Source organism: Pararobbsia alpina, from assembly GCF_965118125.1.
GTDB classification, from domain to species: domain Bacteria; phylum Pseudomonadota; class Gammaproteobacteria; order Burkholderiales; family Burkholderiaceae; genus Pararobbsia; species Pararobbsia alpina_A.
In genome coordinates this window covers 1,077,479-1,093,962 of sequence record NZ_OZ221288.1, presented here as the reverse complement: position 1 = coordinate 1,093,962, position 16,484 = coordinate 1,077,479, and the positions used below count along the sequence as shown (strand labels likewise).

Annotated in this window: 11 protein-coding genes; 5 read left to right on the top strand and 6 right to left on the bottom strand. The window is 59.3% G+C overall.

The features are described 5' to 3' along the window. Nucleotides 1-446 precede the first annotated feature (446 nt). Both ACMFWR_RS23080 and ACMFWR_RS23075 read left to right on the top strand, forming a co-directional pair. Entirely contained in the window at nucleotides 447-1,217 is a 771-nt protein-coding gene (locus ACMFWR_RS23080) for a hypothetical protein (RefSeq protein ID WP_413197014.1), read from the top strand. Then, entirely contained in the window at nucleotides 1,165-5,559 is a 4,395-nt protein-coding gene (locus tag ACMFWR_RS23075) for a calcium-binding protein (protein WP_413197013.1), read from the top strand. Before ACMFWR_RS23080 ends, ACMFWR_RS23075 begins: the two co-directional genes overlap by 53 nt. Here ACMFWR_RS23075 and ACMFWR_RS23070 read toward each other — a convergent pair. The 3 genes from ACMFWR_RS23070 to ACMFWR_RS23060 form a co-directional block, all read right to left on the bottom strand. Then, complete coding sequence (locus tag ACMFWR_RS23070; RefSeq protein WP_413197012.1) at nucleotides 5,540-5,887, bottom strand: helix-turn-helix domain-containing protein; 348 nt, start codon at nucleotides 5,885-5,887, stop codon at nucleotides 5,540-5,542. The two genes, ACMFWR_RS23075 and ACMFWR_RS23070, sit on opposite strands and share 20 nt — an antisense overlap. Before the next feature lie 270 nt (nucleotides 5,888-6,157). Next, entirely contained in the window at nucleotides 6,158-7,447 is a 1,290-nt protein-coding gene (locus ACMFWR_RS23065) for an MFS transporter (protein ID WP_413197011.1), read from the bottom strand. 222 nt (nucleotides 7,448-7,669) lie between these two features. Then, entirely contained in the window at nucleotides 7,670-7,879 is a 210-nt protein-coding gene (locus tag ACMFWR_RS23060; protein WP_413197010.1) for a hypothetical protein, read from the bottom strand. A 435-nt stretch (nucleotides 7,880-8,314) separates the two neighbouring features. On the opposite strand from ACMFWR_RS23060, the gene ACMFWR_RS23055 reads away from it, so the two are divergent. After that, on the top strand, nucleotides 8,315-9,241 hold the full coding sequence (locus tag ACMFWR_RS23055) for a LysR family transcriptional regulator (RefSeq protein ID WP_413197009.1): 927 nt from the start codon (nucleotides 8,315-8,317) through the stop codon (nucleotides 9,239-9,241). Nucleotides 9,242-9,312: 71 nt separating this feature from the next. Here the strand turns inward: ACMFWR_RS23055 and ACMFWR_RS23050 are convergent, their stop codons facing one another. Beyond that, nucleotides 9,313-9,618: a DUF4148 domain-containing protein gene (locus ACMFWR_RS23050; RefSeq protein WP_413197008.1), complete on the bottom strand. Its 306-nt coding sequence runs from the start codon at nucleotides 9,616-9,618 to the stop codon at nucleotides 9,313-9,315. Between the two features lie 388 nt (nucleotides 9,619-10,006). On the opposite strand from ACMFWR_RS23050, the gene ACMFWR_RS23045 reads away from it, so the two are divergent. Beyond that, on the top strand, nucleotides 10,007-10,996 hold the full coding sequence (locus tag ACMFWR_RS23045; protein ID WP_413197007.1) for a LysR family transcriptional regulator: 990 nt from the start codon (nucleotides 10,007-10,009) through the stop codon (nucleotides 10,994-10,996). Between the two features lie 496 nt (nucleotides 10,997-11,492). Further along, nucleotides 11,493-12,671, top strand: a complete 1,179-nt coding sequence (locus ACMFWR_RS23040; protein ID WP_413197006.1) for a porin — start codon at nucleotides 11,493-11,495, stop codon at nucleotides 12,669-12,671. Nucleotides 12,672-12,938: 267 nt separating this feature from the next. Here ACMFWR_RS23040 and ACMFWR_RS23035 read toward each other — a convergent pair whose 3' ends face one another. Beyond that, nucleotides 12,939-14,837 carry a potassium transporter Kup gene (locus tag ACMFWR_RS23035; protein WP_413197005.1) on the bottom strand — a complete coding sequence of 633 codons (1,899 nt, stop codon included), beginning with the start codon at nucleotides 14,835-14,837 and terminating at the stop codon, nucleotides 12,939-12,941. Nucleotides 14,838-15,013: 176 nt separating this feature from the next. Further along, complete coding sequence (locus ACMFWR_RS23030) at nucleotides 15,014-16,456, bottom strand: DSD1 family PLP-dependent enzyme (RefSeq protein ID WP_413197004.1); 1,443 nt, start codon at nucleotides 16,454-16,456, stop codon at nucleotides 15,014-15,016. Nucleotides 16,457-16,484 lie beyond the last annotated feature (28 nt).

Genomic DNA, 16,484 nt, shown 5'->3' with positions numbered 1-16,484 from the left:
ACACGCGTTCAGGCCGACATGCGATGGCCATGCCCACGTCTCATTCACGGGATATCGACGCGGGGAGGGGCGTAATGCATCGGTGACAACCCTTGAGTAATTATGGGAATACTCAAGCCCTAGTTAGCGAAAGACGTGCGGCCCTCCGAGTCCGATACCCCGCGCGGATTGCGCGACTGACTCGTCGATCAGTGCCCTCCGTTTTTTTTGGATTTCATGCACGAGGCTTTGGCAGAACCAACGCGGGCAGACGCGTAATTCGAGACTTTGAGCGTTCTTGACAAGGCAGAAGGCAGGTTGGACGGCCAATATCCTGCAATCGGATTTGCGATCCAAGTAGCGAGTGCATGGAGATCCAGCGCCACAAGCGGGATGACATTCTCTGTTGTCTGTTGCGAACGAGGCATCGCGAGTGTTCGATGCTAGGCAACTGAATGGATATTTAAATGATGAAAATTACGCGTCGTCTCGCGCTTTTAGTTTTCTCATCTCTTATGGCTTCTGTATCTCGCGCAGAGTCATTGCACATCGCGCCACACGCGTTTCGCTTTGATGCAAGTCACGCCAATGTTACTCGAACGGAACGATTTTATGTGAAGGAGGAAAAAAACTGGAGATTCTCGCTGGTCTTCGATTATGCGGCGGGCGAAGACCAGGGGAAGCTAAATAGGCTTCACGACGCACAGTATGCATTGTTCTTCGCGAACACTGTGGAATGGGGGGCTCCAGTTCGTGCGACTCGAGAAGATTTTATGAGTCGAACTCCCCGCATCGGTTGCCGCGCCATAAAGCAGGCACATCAACTATATTTGAATGCTTTAGCCGAAGCAGTTACTGCGATGATGTGCGGAGGACGAAGTGAATTTATATTGCATCCGCAGAATAAGGCGGGTCGGATTCCAATCGAAATCAAGCTTATACGCATTGATGCTGACGGGCTGCGTGAGACAGTTTACGAGGGAGTTCGCGAGACATTTGGGTGGGAGGCTGACGCAAACCCGTTCATTGTAAGGGATGTAGCTGGAGTTGATATTAAGCCACAGTATTTATACGAATTGCAGCTCAAAACTCTCCAAGATTCACCGGAGTTTTTCGAAGTTCCAATTTGGATGTGGATTGATTATCGCTCTTACACTTTGCCATCTAAAATGACAGGGAGTGAATATGACCAATATGTCGGTGATTATTGCCAATCGCGACGCGAAGTACGTCGATAGGAATAGCGGCGAGAGTACGGAGTCGTATTTTGGCCATGTTTGGTATGAACTTACTGATGCGAATGGCAGAGTGAAATCGTATGGCTTTGCTCCGAAGGATCAATATCACGGCATGCCCGCCGCTCCGGGTGATGTCGTTGATTCAGATTCGGCTAGCTACGCGATCAAATCCTATGTTCGCACAATCGAGCTTTCACCGCTGCAATATGATGCCATTAAAAGATTTTCAGAGGCCACGCTGAATGCCAGGCCAGGGGAGAGGGTCGCCTCATACGACGTAAATGGGCGCAAGCAATCCTTTACTTTGAACTACCACGGCCTATCCAATAGTTGCGTCGATTATGTCTGGAAGGCGCTCAGTGTCGGTGGTATCAACGTCGATGACTTTCAGGGCAAGATTTTGCCGGAGTGGAACCAGAAACACTTCGAATCCACGTTGGCGCAATTCCAGTCGCGCGTACCACTAGACGAGCGCCTTCACGCAGCAGATCGCCAATACTTCAAATGGTTCAGTCGTGGCGCGATCGATATGCCGACGTGGAAGCAGTACACGACGTGGTCGACGTCCCAACTTGTCAGCAACGGAGTGTCGTTGTTTCCGGCACTCGATCACTATCGTGGCTCCCCGATTGGTGCGTTCTACGAAAGCACCACGGTTGTGAAGTCTGACGACCCCGCGATTGTCGGCAAGACATTCCGCATTCTCGATAGCTCAGGCGTTGCCATGACCGCAGCCGCACTCGCAGCGCGGGATCTCGATGGCGACCAGCAATTGAAGGGAGCAGAACTCTCCGGTCTTGTCGCCTGGACGGATCTGAACGAGGACGGCATTGTCAACGCGAGCGGTACGTTGAACTCAAACGATGTCCGCATCAACGAACGCACTTCGCTCGAGGCAGCCCTAGATGCATTGGGGATCTACCGCCTGCATGCGAACAACTACTCTGTCTACACCGCCGGTAACGCCATCTACCGAACCGCGGCAGAAAGCGCAGCTGCGGCACCCGTCGAATCTCGAGAACCCCCTTCGGTATCCGTGCCTGCTGCCAGCAACGAGGCGCTTCATCGAAGCGAGGTTCAGATTTTCGGCACCCCCAGAGCTGAGGCGATCGTGTGGGGTCCCGATGAAGTCGCGCTCACGCAAGATCAACACAGCATGCTCGGCACGAGCGGCAACGACGCCTTTGACGCGCACTACTTCGAGCGTTACAACGGCCGTTATTTCAACCTCGGGTTGCTCCAGAATTTCTACGCTGGAGCGGGCGACGACAGCATGGGGGGCAGTGACCGAAGCGATCGGCTCTGGGGCGGAACAGGAGATGACATGCTGCACGGCTATGCGGGGGACGACGCGCTGTACGGCGAAGAAGGGGATGACTTTCTTGTCGGCGGTGCCGGCAACGATACGCTCGCCGGCGGAGTCGGTCACGATGAGCTGTGCGGAAGCGAAGGAAACGATCGCCTGGATGGGGGGAGTGGCAACGACCGCCTTTTCGGGCAACTCGGCAACGACACATTGCAAGGTGGCGACGGCGACGATTTGCTAATGGGATTCACCGGAACGAACGAAGCAAAGCAAACCCTGCTTCCGGGCGAAACGGACAACGACGCGCTGTTTGGCGGCAATGGCAATGACAAGTTGAACGGTGGCCCCGGCAACGACTATTTGGCGGGCGGTGCCGACAATGACACCCTGGCGGGTGGCGATGGCCACGATACGCTAATCGGCGGATCCGGCGAAGATGAATTGAATGGCGGGACCGGTCACGACGCGCTCAACGGCGGCTCGGGTGCGGACCGCATGGTCGGAGGCGTCGGTGACGACCGCCTCTGGGGTGGCGAAGGAAATGACGTCATCCTTGGTTTTACGGCGACCAATGATCCCAAGCAAAGTCTGGACGCAGGCGAAACCGACAACGACGTCATCTATGGCGGGGCCGGGGACGATTTAATCGGCGGTGGACCGGGACACGACCAGTTGTGGGGCGGCGCGGGCAATGACGAGATTCACGCGGCGGAAGGCAACGACGCGTTGTACGGCGAAGACGGGAACGATCTGTTGCTCGGTGGTGCCGGTGACGACACCATCTACGGCGGCAGCGGCGACGATCGCATCGCTGGCGGTGCGGCAACGAACCAGCCCGAGCTTGCGCCCGGAGTGAGCGATAACAACTTCCTTTACGGCGGTGCGGGGAACGACATGATCCTCGGTGGCCGGGGCGACGACTACATTGACGGCGGCGCCGGTGTTGACCGGATGCAAGGAGGCCAAGGCGATGATACGTATGTTGTGAACACCCTCAGCGACATCGTTCTCGAACGTCCGGACGAAGGGCATGACACCGTCATCAGCAGCACGAACACGATTCTGAGTGCCAACATCGAAGATCTTCGGCTTGCCGAAGGCGCGCCCATCAATGGCACGGGCAATAGCCTAAACAATCGAATCGTCGGCAACCAGAAGAACAATATCCTCGATGGCGTAACGGGGGCAGACGTGATGATTGGCGGCGAGGGACATGACACATACTTCGTCGACAACCCTGGCGACTCGGTCGTTGAGCTCGCACGTGAAGGCACGGACACGGTGAATTCGACCATCAGCTACTGGATAGAGGCCAACGTAGAGAATGCGACTTTGCTGGACTTCTCGAAGCCCGAGCACGGTGTCGCGGACGGCGTGGACATTCTGGTGTACGGATACCCGAAGGCTAACGAGCTCGACTATATGCAGGGCAACGCTGTCGATGGCTTCGAAGGAACCTGCGCGTTGACGTCGATCGTCAATATCAGCATTGAAGCCAACCGCGCGCTATCCGAGTCACAAGTTGTGCAAGACGCCATAAAAAATGGCTGGTGCGTCACCGATTCGTCAGCATCGAACGGCGTACGAGGTGCTTCGACCTACGTGGATCAGCAGGCGCTGCTCGATAGCTACGGCATTCGGAACGGCGTCCGGATGGGCTACGACGAACAAGCGCTTGCCAATCTCATCCGGGGCGGGCGCGGCGTGATGATCGGTACGGATTCGACCGTCCTGTGGGGGACCGATGCGGGGTCAGCCGGACGGCAGTATGCGAGTGGACAGGAACGCAACGCCAATGGCGACATCCGAGGATCCGTTGGTGGAGATCGCGGCAACAGCAGTGGCGATGTAGCACCCGTCATCGCCGAGGCGCAACACGGAGTGGTCAACCATGTCGCTACGCTCACGGGCGTGGCATACGACGCGGCCACGGGCGATATCAACGGCTTCTACATCGCCGACTCGGGCCGGGGCCTTGTCACCGACATGACCCGATACGTGCCGATCTCCCGCTTTCGCGCCGCAGTCGATGTTGCGAATGCGTACGCGATATACACGGTAGAGCCGATCAAGCTCTGGAATGAAGACACTCGTGCTACCGGCAATGAGCTCGATAACGTCATTCAAGGCAATCGTGGCGATAACGTGCTTCAGGGCCGTGACGGCAACGACAAGCTGTTTGGCGGTGCCGGAAACGATACCTTGTTGGGCGGTGAGGGCCATGACTGGCTCGACGGTGGCGATGGCGACGACATGCTTTATGCGGATCCCGGCTGCGATACATTGATCGGTGGCCGGGGCAATGACACCTACCAGTTCGGCGAGGGCGCGGGGTCCGACGAAATCATCGATACCGATAGCACGAGCGGTAACGTCGATGTGCTCGAACTGGGCTTCGCTTTATCTCGAGACGACGTGGAAGTGACGCGCGTGGGTAACGACCTGACCATTGAAATCACCAGCACTGAGGAACGTGTGAGGGTGAAAGACTGGTATCTCGGTCCTGAGCATCAAATCGAAGAGTTTCGCATGCCCGATGGAACGATACTGACAAACGCGGACGTGGAGCGCTTTGTGCGGTCTGATTCTGTACCCGCACCCGCACCCGCACCCGCACCCGCACCCGCACCCGCACCCGCACCCGCACCCGCACCCGCACCCGCAATGGCGCGCATGGCTGCGACGAACGTCATTCAAAGCATCGCGGACGTTGCATCTCGCGAGCCCGCTCTGCTTGACGCATTGAAACGTGAGACACCTGTCGTCATGACGGGCGGAGCCCCTGCCCGAGCAACAGCAGTCGCAAACCTGATGCTGAACATGGCGGTGGAAGCGGCGCATGACATGGCACTGAGCGGAGCTTCGCAGAGGGATGCACGTGCGCCAGCGCCTTATCGAACCACGTTGCCGGCCATCGAGCTTCCAAATCCGATGCAAGACACCGCGATGCCCGAATCCACGGTGTTGGCTCACATCATGCCGTTTCGCGCGCCGCAAAGCCTCTACTCATCCATGCTTAGCGCGGCACGCGTTTAAATTGATTCAATGTGGCTGGTAGTTCGCGAATGTGTTTGGGGGATGTTGCACGTAGACGTTGCGTAGCCCGACGGGTCAGCGTGAGAGGATTGATCGTCGGAATCGGCGCGACGGTATCCAGCCAGGATTCTCGGCCAAGCGATCGAACGACGCTCAACAGTGTTTTGACGGTCGAACCGTGTCCGGACTCAAGATTGCGTAGGGCGCGAACACTTACGCCGGCCCGGGCGGCCAGTGTCTTTTGGTCCAGGTTCTTGTTCAGGCGAAGTCGTTTGAGCTTCTCGCCCAAGTCGTATTCGAGCTCTTCGAGCGTTTGATTGGCAGGCATTTCCACAACCTCAATTCTTCACGGACGCCATCATTGTGTCGTGTCTTCGGAGAAAATTGCGGATAGAAACGCAATTCACGCTGCCAACGTAGCTCGGCTTGGAACGAGAGTCTGTCCTCGCAACAGGTACATTTAGGGCGCTTGGGTAGGAAATTGACGCCAAGAGGCGCATTTGCGCCTCTTACGAGGAACGCTTCGTTACTATGGCACGAGGCGGAGCACGCCCGTCAGTTGCATGGCCATCCCACCATCCGCATTGGGGCGAGCGACCTAAGAATTCGACGACAGCGACGATTGGGCTCCGTCTGTCGCTTTCACCTGCGACTTTGCGAACGCTCGATGGGCGCGCCAGTTGAACAGTGCGCCGACGAGCATGATGGCGGCCGTGCCCCAGAACACGGAGCGCATGCCGTAGTGGCCACCCGCATAGCCGCCTGCGACTGGCCCAAGCACCTGGCCGGTGTACTGTGCGGAGATCGAATAGCCCAGCATGTGACCGGCGACGCCCGGCGGTACGTTGTGGCGAATCACACTGGTGATGCACGGCAGCAACCCACCGAGCGCGATGCCGAGTGCGAAGCGCAACGCGACCAATTGCCAGCCCTTCGTCACGAAGGCCTGCGGGACGAGCAACAAACCCGCCACGGCGAGACAACTGACGATCACGTTCCAGTGACCGATACGGTCCGCCAGCTTGCCCAGTCGCGCTGACGACAGGATGCTGCCCAGCGCCGCGCCCGACATCACGATGCCTGCCACCACGGTCACTTGATGCGCAGGGACGAGCTGCGCCACATACACGGTGATGATCGGCTCGATCGACATGTTGGCGAACATCAGCAAACTGCCTGTCACGAGCATGGCGATCAGGGGGCGCTTGTCGGGCACGGCTGCCCATCCCGCGGGTGCAGCTGTTACGCCGCCCGCGTGCGCAGGACGGTCACGCTTGATCAGGAACACTGTGCCGAGGAAGGCGACGAAGATCAGCGCGCCAGCCGCGAGAAAGGTCTGCCGGATGCCGATCAACGGTGCGATAAACCCCCCGATCAATGGCCCGGCGACGTTGCCCGCCATGATCCCCGACGACAACACGCCGAGCGCCCATCCGCAGCGCGCCTTCGGTGTCTGCGTCGCGACAAGCACCATCGAACCGGACGCATAGCCGCCGAGCAACCCTGCGGCAAGACGCAGTGCAACGAGCTGCCAGACCGAATGCGACATGCCGATCAGCGACATCGTGATGGCCATCCCCAGACTCGCACGAATCAGCATGAGCTTGCGCCCGTAGCGGTCGGCAAGCTTGCCCCAGAGCGGCGCGGTGAGTCCGGCGGTCAGAAAGGTCGCGCCGAACGCGATGCCGGACCATTGCACGATCGCAGCATGATCGGTCACGCCGAGTTGCTCGACGTAAAGCGGCAAGAAGGGCAGCAGCAAAGTCATTGCCACGATCGTCGTGAACGATCCGAAGACGCAGACGGCAAGATTGCGCCGCCAATGTTCGAAGCCCTGCGCTTCCGTATCGCTCGGCGAGGGCGCTGTGTTGGAGTGTGGTGATGTCATGGCGTCAGCGTGATGAATGCTCATCCGGGGCACAGATGCGGCCTGCATGCGTGCTGGCGCAAGCCCGGTGCCCGCCGTCGCACGGTGCAACGGCAATGAGGCGCATCTTAGTGCGCTCAGGCGGGTAGCAAACAGTCCACTGACGATACTGGTATGAAAACTACCCGCTCCATGCGGGTAGAGCGCTTGCGCATAGGGCGCTTGCGGGTAGGGCGTTTGCGTTCAGACGGCGTTGCCGTAGTTGAACTGCATCGTCATGACATGGTTATCGAGCAGGCACGCGTCGCGAATGCCTTGTTTGAGCGGCTTGCCGTGCAAGGCAGGCCTGCCGTTGAACACGGAATCGGTGAGCGCAATGGCGCCCGTTGCAGCCACGGCGCCCACGCACAACAACGTGTAGAGCGTTGCGACATAACGTGTGGACTTGTACATGGCAGCAGCCTCGGGACAGAAAAGGATTCGAAAGATTCGAGCGTGTCAGATTCACGGTGTCGAACGGATTGTCAGATCAACCGTACCCAACCAACCGGTCTGGCTGACCGCATCTCGGCGGCAGCCTGAGCGGTGACGGCATTGACCGGACCGAACTCCTGAGCTGACCTCGTCAAATATAGATGCGCGTTGGTGAGCGTCTCATGATGCTTTTATTAAATGTTTTTAAGCATAGGCGGCAAACGCGGCAAACGCGCCACGGTAGAGCCTCGCTCGATATCGTGCTGATCTGGCAGTCACTGTGCACGTCAGCGTGAACGTCAACTGTGCTTTAAAAACGCAGCGGCATGAACATTCCTTCATGTCGTTGCTATGACAGCTTTTAAACAGGCGAGTACGCTGGCTGCACGCTTTGTGTCCTCAGGTGAACTTGCCGTGAAAAACGCCACATTCCGCCAGCTCAAGACGTTCGAGACCGTCGCCCGCCGTTTGAGTTTCTCTCGCGCCGCTGAAGAGTTGTGTCTGACTCAGCCCGCAGTGTCAGCGCAAATCAAGCAGCTCGAGGAGCACGTGGGACTGGTCCTGATCGAACAGCTCGGCAAGAAGCTTTATCTGACGCCGGCCGGCCACGAAATGCTCGAACAGGCACGCGGCATCATCGAGCAGTTCAGGATCGCGGAGACCGCGATGGCGCGCATGCGCGAAAGTGCGGGTGGGCGTCTCAAGGTCGGCCTGATCAGCGCGGGCAGCTACTTCATTCCCGAAACGATCGCCGCGTTTTCAAAATCCCATGCGGCCGTCGACCTCGAGATGCACGTCAGCAATCGCGAAGAAGTGTTACGCCAGCTTGATCAGAACGCCATTGATCTTGCCATCATGATCGGCGGCTCGCAGGACACGTCCCACGTCAATGCAGCATTTGCGCAACATGCCTTCGTGCTCGCGTGCTCGCCGACGCACCCGCTTCTTGCGTCTGCCTCGCTAAGCCTGCAGGACCTGACCAAAGAAAACTTCATCACGCGCGAGCGCGGCTCGGATACGCGCCGGGTGATGGACGAGGTATTCGCCGGCAAGATTGAATCTCTCGCGAACGCGCTGGAAATCGCGAGTACGGAAACGATCAAGCATGCCGTGATGGCGGGGATGGGCATCAGCTTCGTATCGGCGCAAACCATCACGCTCGAACTGAAGGCCGGTCTGATCGACGTGCTCGATGTTGTGGACTTTCCGGTTGTCGAAAGCTGGTGCGTCGTGCACCGCAGGGACAAGAACCTCACCACCGCAGCGGCGGCGTTCAAAGCGTTTTTACTCGAATGCGGCACCGCGCATAGTGCGCCGCTTAGCGATCCTGCCCTTACTTAAAGCTTGGCAAGGCTGACGGGTCCTGTGAAAGGAACCCGTCTGTCTGACACTTCAGGCACACACTTCATCCATCAATTCTGTGCGGTCGACAACGCAGTGTCGGGTGCTTGCGACGTGTAAGACGTCGGAACATTCGGATGGCGCGCATCGAACGTTTCGGCTTCCTTGTACAGCACCTGGTTGTGCTGCACCGTGTCCGCGCTGGGCGGGTAGTCGACGTTGTTGATTGGCAGCAGACCGGCTGCTTCGGCGTCGATCAATTGCTGACGGACTTCGGAGCGCGTCAGGGGCGCAGTCGGCGCAGTTTGCGCGAAGGCGCTCAGCGAAACGCACAGCGAGAGGCCTGCGGAAGTAGCGAGGATGGCGATCTTGTTCATGAGAATCTCCGGTAGAAAGTCGGGTCAGGGCGACTGCAACGCGCTGTCGCATGACTCTCTTTTTACCGGTGCCCGCCGCGCAAATCGAATCGATTGTTCTTAGGCTAACTATAGAAGTTGGTGATGAAGCGAGGCGTGATGAAGCAACAGGTGACGTCGACGCCTGGGATCAAGCGATGGGTGACGGACGCAGCAACGCTTTCGGTAATAGGGTCGGTTGAAGGGGTTGCGATGTTGACGTTTCTGTAAGTCGACGGGGACGGACCGTCGTGAAGATGACATCTGATTAAATAAATTCTCATCATTCTGACAGGGCGGATTTCAGAGGGCGGCGATATCCTGCTCGGGTTGATCGAAATCCGATCCCGTGCCCGAGCCCGAATCCATCGTGAAACATGCCACCCTGCGACAGCTGAAGACATTCGAAACGGTGGCCCGCCGCCTCAGCTTTTCGCGCGCAGCCGAAGAGCTCTACCTGACCCAGCCCGCCGTCTCCATTCAAGTGAAGCAGCTTGAAGAACACTTCGGCATCGAGTTATTCGCTCACGTTGGACGTCGCATCTTGCTGACTCCGGCGGGTCGCGAGATGCTCGGCTATGCGCGCGCGATCATCGATAACTTTCGCGCAGCGGAAGAGGCGATGGTGCGCGCTCAAGGCGTGACACGCGATGTGTTGCGCGTGGGCGTCGAAATGACGGGCAGCTATGTTTTTCCGCGTGTGATCGCGTCGTACTCGGAACGCGGGCATCGGTTCGAAGTCGATCTGGCGGTACACGAGCGACAAGAACTTTTGGCCCGTCTCGCGGATGGAGAATTCGATCTGGCCATTGCGACGGGCATGCCGGCTGTCAAGGGTGTCGAGTGCAGGCCGTTCGCGCCCCATGCGCTGGTGATCGTCGCGGCCGCGACGCATCCGCTTGCGGCGCAGTTACAGATTCCGCATGAGCTGCTCGCAGGCGAGCCTTTGATTGCACATCATCGCGCATCGCATATGCGAGATCTGATGGAGGCCGCGTTGCCCTGGCATCGCGAGCGCTTCAAGCCTTCAATGGAAATCGCGGACACGGAAAGCATCAAGCAATTTGTCGCGGCGAATATGGGCATCGCATTGCTGTCGTCGCATTCGGTGAGCCTTGAAGTGCAGTCGGGCGTGCTCAAGGTGCTCGACGTCGCACAGTTTCCCTATGTTGCGCAGTGGCATGTCATTCAGCGCGTGGACCGTACATTGCCTCCGGCAGCGCAGGATTTCAGGCGTTTCCTGGTCAGGGACGCGGCGCGCGCCATGTCCCGATCCGGCCCTCCCGAGCGCGCGCGTATCGATACTCGACCGATGGTGCGTTCCGGCGAAGGCGATATCGAGTGTGTGCCGATCGCATGAACAGGGTTGACGTAGAGAAGGTCAAGCCTCGATAGGCGCTTGACCCAAGACGCAATGCGCGTCTTTGCGGATACACATCCATTGCAGCGGGCATAGAATGGCTCACCCTCCTGAATAAGGAGCGTGGGCCTGTTTGCGTTTATGATGCGCTCGCAAGGCGTCTTGCCCGATGTCGATTCCGTAAGCCTGGACATCGTGTTGACGATGCCGCAGTGGTTTGTTTCGTCGCTTAGCGTTACTCGAATGAACGCTCCTTGAATTAGCAATTCTTTGCGTTCTATTCGTCATCCTTCCCATTCTTTATAGGCGCCTTTGCATTCGCATAAGTCGAAGCAAATGGATCGCGCCGATACCCCTATGAACTCCTATTGAAGTGAAACTTCTCTGACATACGTGCCGCATAGCCTAGCGCCACCCAAACAAAACGGGACCTGATGCACGGGGCGATCGAAAGATCGTCAGCATCGCACGCGCTAGATCACTGAGGAATTCACGTATGAAGAAGAAATATGTACTTGCCGCACTGACAGGGTTGATCGCTTCGGCAGCACACGCGCAAAGCAGCGTGACGCTGTTCGGTCTGTTGGACGAAGGTCTCGTCTATTCGAACAATATGCGCGTGGGTGCGCAAGGTTCGACGCAAGGGCATAGCAACTGGCTCGTGAACAGCGGCAATATCTATACGTCGCGTTTCGGCCTGCGTGGCACGGAAGACCTGGGTGGTGGTCTCGCAGCGATCTTCTGGTTGGAAAACGGTCTGAACGTGTCGACGGGTAAGGCCAATAACGGTGGCGATCTGTTCGGTCGTCAGGCGTGGGTGGGTCTGTCGTCGAACCAATACGGTTCGGTGACCCTCGGCCGCCAATATGACTTCATGGTCGACTTCATCGCGCCGACGAGCTCGACGGGTCCGATGTTCGGCGGGAACTTTGCACAGCACCCGTACGACAACGACAACCTGAACAACGACATGCGCCTGAACAGCTCGGTCAAGTACCGCAGCATCGACTACGCGGGCTTCAAGGTCGGTGCGATGTACGCGTTCTCGGGTGACGCTGGCCAGTTCTCGAACAACAGCGCATACAGCCTGGGTGCGAGCTACGCGAACGGCCCGATCCTGCTGGGTGCGGCTTACCTGCAGGTCAATCGTTCGGCAGGCGCGGCGAATGCGAACGCCAACGGCGCAGTGAGCACGGCTGACAACGACGCGCTCACGACCGGTGGCCGTCAACAGATGTGGGGCCTCGGCGGCAAGTACACGATCGGGCCTGCAGCGATCGGCCTGCTGTGGACGCACTCGTCGACGGATGACGTGAACGGCATCTCGCAAGGCGGCAGCATCGCCACGCTCAACGGCAACAACGTCAAGTTCGACAACTTCGAAATCAACGCGAAGTACGCGCTGACGCCGGCCTTGAACGTGGGCGCAGCGTACACGTACACGATGGGCCACTTCGATTCGGCTACGCAGTCGCTGTCGCCGAAGTTCAACACGGCTGTGCTGAACCTGGATTACTCGCTGTCCAAGCGTACCGACCTCTATGCAGAGGCTGTGTATGAACACGTCAGCGGCGGCGAAGGCCAATCGGCGTTCAACGCAGGCATCTACAACCTGACGCCGTCGGCGAACAACGAACAGGTCGTCGCGACCGTCGGTATGCGCCATCGCTTCTAAGCAGCGCGTTCTTAAGGTGTGGTGATCGGCGTTTGCTGGTGTGGCCTGGCGTTGCGTCAGACGGGGTTTGACGCAACGCCGGCATGAGACTCACCGGCTGCACAGAGATCACCTTTGAGCCGGGCCATCATGGCCCGGCTTCTTTTTTCCCGACCGAACGACGCTGAGGCCCAATGCGACTACTGCAGGTGCCCCAAGGTCGAGCCATCCGGTGTCCGGCACTCCGACGCCTTAGTCGCCGAGGTCGGGCGCTCCTACACCCGGCGCTCAGATATTGATCTGACCGCCCATTTCCACGACCCGGTTAGCGGGCAGGCTGTAGTACTCGGCGGCTTGCGCGCCGTTCCTTGCGAGAAAGGCGAAGAGCTTTTCGCGCCACAACGGCATGGATCGACTTTCTCCTGTTGCGACCACCGTATCGCGCGCAAGAAAGAACGAACACTCGGCGGGCTCATAGGTCCAGTCCGGCATCTGCTGCTGGGCGAGCGTCAGGATGTTCGGCACGTTCGGAATTTCCATAAAGCCATGGCGCACCTTCGCCATGTAGCAGCCGTGACCGATGTCAGTGACGACGACCTTCTCCTCGTCCGGAATATGCGGGACGTTTTCGGTCTTGCCGGCCAGAAAGATATTGGTCCGGTGCATCACGCCGTTGTGCTTGAGGTTGTGCAGGAAGGCCGACGGTGCAACGTCCTCGACACCACCCGGGAAGACCGCGGTGCCCGGCACACGCGGCGGTGTGTGCTCGCCGCCGCACAGCGAGCGGATCAGGTCGACGAGCACCAGATTGTCGGCCTTCATCGTGTTGACCAGCGTTTCGCGTCCCTTATGCCATGTCGTCATGATCGTGAAGAGCACGCCACCTGCGAGCAGGGGAAACCAGCCACCTTCGAGCACCTTGCTGACGTTACTCGACACGAAGATCGCGTCGACGAGCGCAAGCGGTCCGATGACCGCTGCAGTGGCAAGCGGGTGCCACTTCCACAACGAGTGCGTGATGAAGTACATCAGCAACGTGGTCAGCAGCATGGTCGATGCGACCGCAATGCCGTAAGCGGCGGCAAGATTATCGGACGATCGGAAGAACAGCACGAGAAACACGACGGCTGCATAGAGCGTGACGTTGATAAACGGCACGTAGACCTGACCGATCTCGTGCGTCGACGTATGCACGACGGGAATCCGCGGCAGAAAGCCGAGTTGCACGGCTTGCTTGGTCATCGAGAACGCGCCCGAGATCACGGCTTGCGATGCAATGATGGTCGCTGCCGTGGCGAGGATGACGAGCGGTACCAGCCCCCAGCTCGGTGCCGACTGAAAGAACGGCTGATCGATCGCCGAGGGTCGTTCGAGAACGAGCGCGGCCTGACCGAAGTAGTTGAGCACGAGACTCGGCAGCACGAGCAGCAGCCACGCCAGACGGATCGGCATCTTGCCGAAGTGCCCCATATCGGCATAGAGCGCTTCGCCACCGGTCAGAGCGAGGAACACGGAGCCGAGCACGACGAAAGCAGTGCCCGGCGCATGGGTGACAAACGCAATCGCGTAGAGCGGCGAGACGGCTTCGATGATCGAGCGATGCGTGAGGATATGCAGGATGCCGAGTGCTGCCAGCGTCAGGAACCAGACGATCATGACGGGACCGAACAGCGAACCGACGGCGCCGGTGCCGCGTTTCTGAAGCTTGAACAGGCCCGTCAGGATCACGAGCGAGATCGGGACGATCCATTCCGTCAGCTTGGCATCGACGAGCGTGACGCCCTCGACGGCGGAAATGACGGAGATGGCTGGCGTGATCATGGAGTCGCCGTAGAACATCGCCGCGCCGAACACGCCGAGCGTGAGCAACAGATGACGCAAGCGCTTGGGCGCGACGCCGGACGCAAGAGCGGTCAGCGCCAGGATGCCGCCTTCCCTGTCGTTGTCCGCGCGCATCACGAAGCTCACATACTTGAGCGTCACGACGACGATGATCGACCAGAGGATCAGCGAGACGATGCCAAACACGTTGGACGGTGTTGCGCCACCGGCCGCTTTCAGGCATTCGCGCAGGGTGTAGAGCGGACTGGTGCCGATGTCGCCGAACACGACGCCGATCGCGCCGAGGACCAGACCCGGTACCGCCTTTTCTTCAGAGGATCCCGCAGGGTGTGTCGAGGAAGACATAGAGAGAGGCGGAAAAGGCCGGCATCGCCGTCAGGGTGCCGAAATGGATGGGTCGGCATGCGTGCATCCGCATGCGATGAATCCGCGCGACACAGCGGCTGACGTGCCCGTTCCCTTAGATGTCGGCCTCGCGCGGCCGGCACACTATAGAGATTCCACCTTTCATTTCTACTGCGTTACCAGCTCATGCCGCGTGCGGCGATGGGCCAGACATCTGCGACGCGTTCGTCCTGGACGACGATAAGGCGGTCGTAAAGATTGAATGTCGGATCGCAATGACCCGGCGCGAGCAGGATCTGCGTGCCCAAAGGCGGGAGCGAGCGATCGTCGACGCTAGCGGGAGCCGATGCGGACGACGTGGTCGATCCGCTCGATCCGGTCGGTTCCGTCGATCCGGTTGAGGGTGCTTGCTCCGCGTTCAGCGGCCGCACGACGCCATGCTCGTCGCTTGCGCCGGCATAGGTCAGCGCGATCGAACGTTGCCCCTGTTCCCAGATCCACGGCAGTCCGGAGTCGACCGACATCGACTTGAGCCCGGCATCGACGACGACCTGACCCTGCACGGCGACACTCATGACGGTCGACGCGATAAAGAGGCTGTGCTCAAACGTCAGCTCGCCCGTATAGATGTTCGACGCATAGTCAGCGTCCATAAACACGTAGGAACCCGCCTGAATCTCCGTGTAGACGCCGTGCGCAAAGTCGAATTCCGCGCTGCCGGTGCCTCCGCCGGTGATCGTGTCGCACGGAAACCCGGCGGCGCGCAGTCCTTGAGCCATCTCGCCCGCGATTTTTGCGGCGTGGCCAGCGGTGCGGTTGCGTTCTTCCGGACTGCGTTGATGCTGGTTGCTGCCGTGATACGCCTGAATGCCGCGGAGTTCGAGTTGCGGGTGAGCGACGATGAGCTTGGCGAGCGCGACGGCCTGTTCGAGTGTCGACACACCACAGCGGTGCTGGCCGACGTCGATATCGATGAAGACGCCCAGCGTCGAACCCGCCACGACAGTGGCGACCGCGAGTGCATCGATCTGCATCGGGTCATCGACGCACACGCTCATGCGCACCTCGCTGGCAAGTTCGGCGAGCTGTCTGACCTTTTGGGCGCCGACGACTTCGTTGCTGATATGGATGTCACGGATGCCGGCTGCCACGAAGGGGATGGCTTCACTGACCTTCTGGCAGCAAATCCCCACTGCGCCTTCGGCGAGTTGCAGGCGCGAGATGTCCGGGCATTTGTGCGCTTTCGCATGCGGGCGCAGCTTCACACCGGCCGCGCTCGTGGCTCGCTGCATGCGCTCGATATTGCGTCGGGCAATGTCGAGGTCAAGCACGAGCGCCGGGGTCTCGATCGCTGCGCTCGCTGTGCCGATTTCGGGCGCTTCGAGCAAGGAGATATGTGGCGGGTTGACCGGAACGGGCTGCGTGTTCGTGCCAGAGGCTTTCGCCGCCAGGGATGAGCTTGCAGAAGTGGCCGGCGCGGGTGTTGCAGAAGAGGCGTAAGAAGCGGACGAAGCGGACGAAGCGGACGAAGCGGACGAAGCGGATGGGGCGGACGAAGCGGACGAGGCAGGCGAAAGCGCCAATTCAGACGAAGCGGACGAAGCAGTCGTGGAGGTCATGGCGCCTCAAAGTGTCGGGGTCCGTGCG

Bases quoted from the DNA above. Each gene is read 5' to 3' on its own strand.
- ACMFWR_RS23080 (WP_413197014.1), top strand. From the start codon at position 447: ATGATGAAAATTACGCGTCGTCTCGCGCTTTTAGTTTTCTCATCTCTT.
- ACMFWR_RS23075 (WP_413197013.1), top strand. From the start codon at position 1,165: ATGACCAATATGTCGGTGATTATTGCCAATCGCGACGCGAAGTACGTC.
- ACMFWR_RS23070 (WP_413197012.1), bottom strand. From the start codon at position 5,887: ATGCCTGCCAATCAAACGCTCGAAGAGCTCGAATACGACTTGGGCGAG.
- ACMFWR_RS23065 (WP_413197011.1), bottom strand. From the start codon at position 7,447: ATGACATCACCACACTCCAACACAGCGCCCTCGCCGAGCGATACGGAA.
- ACMFWR_RS23060 (WP_413197010.1), bottom strand. From the start codon at position 7,879: ATGTACAAGTCCACACGTTATGTCGCAACGCTCTACACGTTGTTGTGC.
- ACMFWR_RS23050 (WP_413197008.1), bottom strand. From the start codon at position 9,618: ATGAACAAGATCGCCATCCTCGCTACTTCCGCAGGCCTCTCGCTGTGC.
- ACMFWR_RS23040 (WP_413197006.1), top strand. From the start codon at position 11,493: ATGAAGAAGAAATATGTACTTGCCGCACTGACAGGGTTGATCGCTTCG.
- ACMFWR_RS23035 (WP_413197005.1), bottom strand. From the start codon at position 14,837: ATGTCTTCCTCGACACACCCTGCGGGATCCTCTGAAGAAAAGGCGGTA.
- ACMFWR_RS23030 (WP_413197004.1), bottom strand. From the start codon at position 16,456: ATGACCTCCACGACTGCTTCGTCCGCTTCGTCTGAATTGGCGCTTTCG.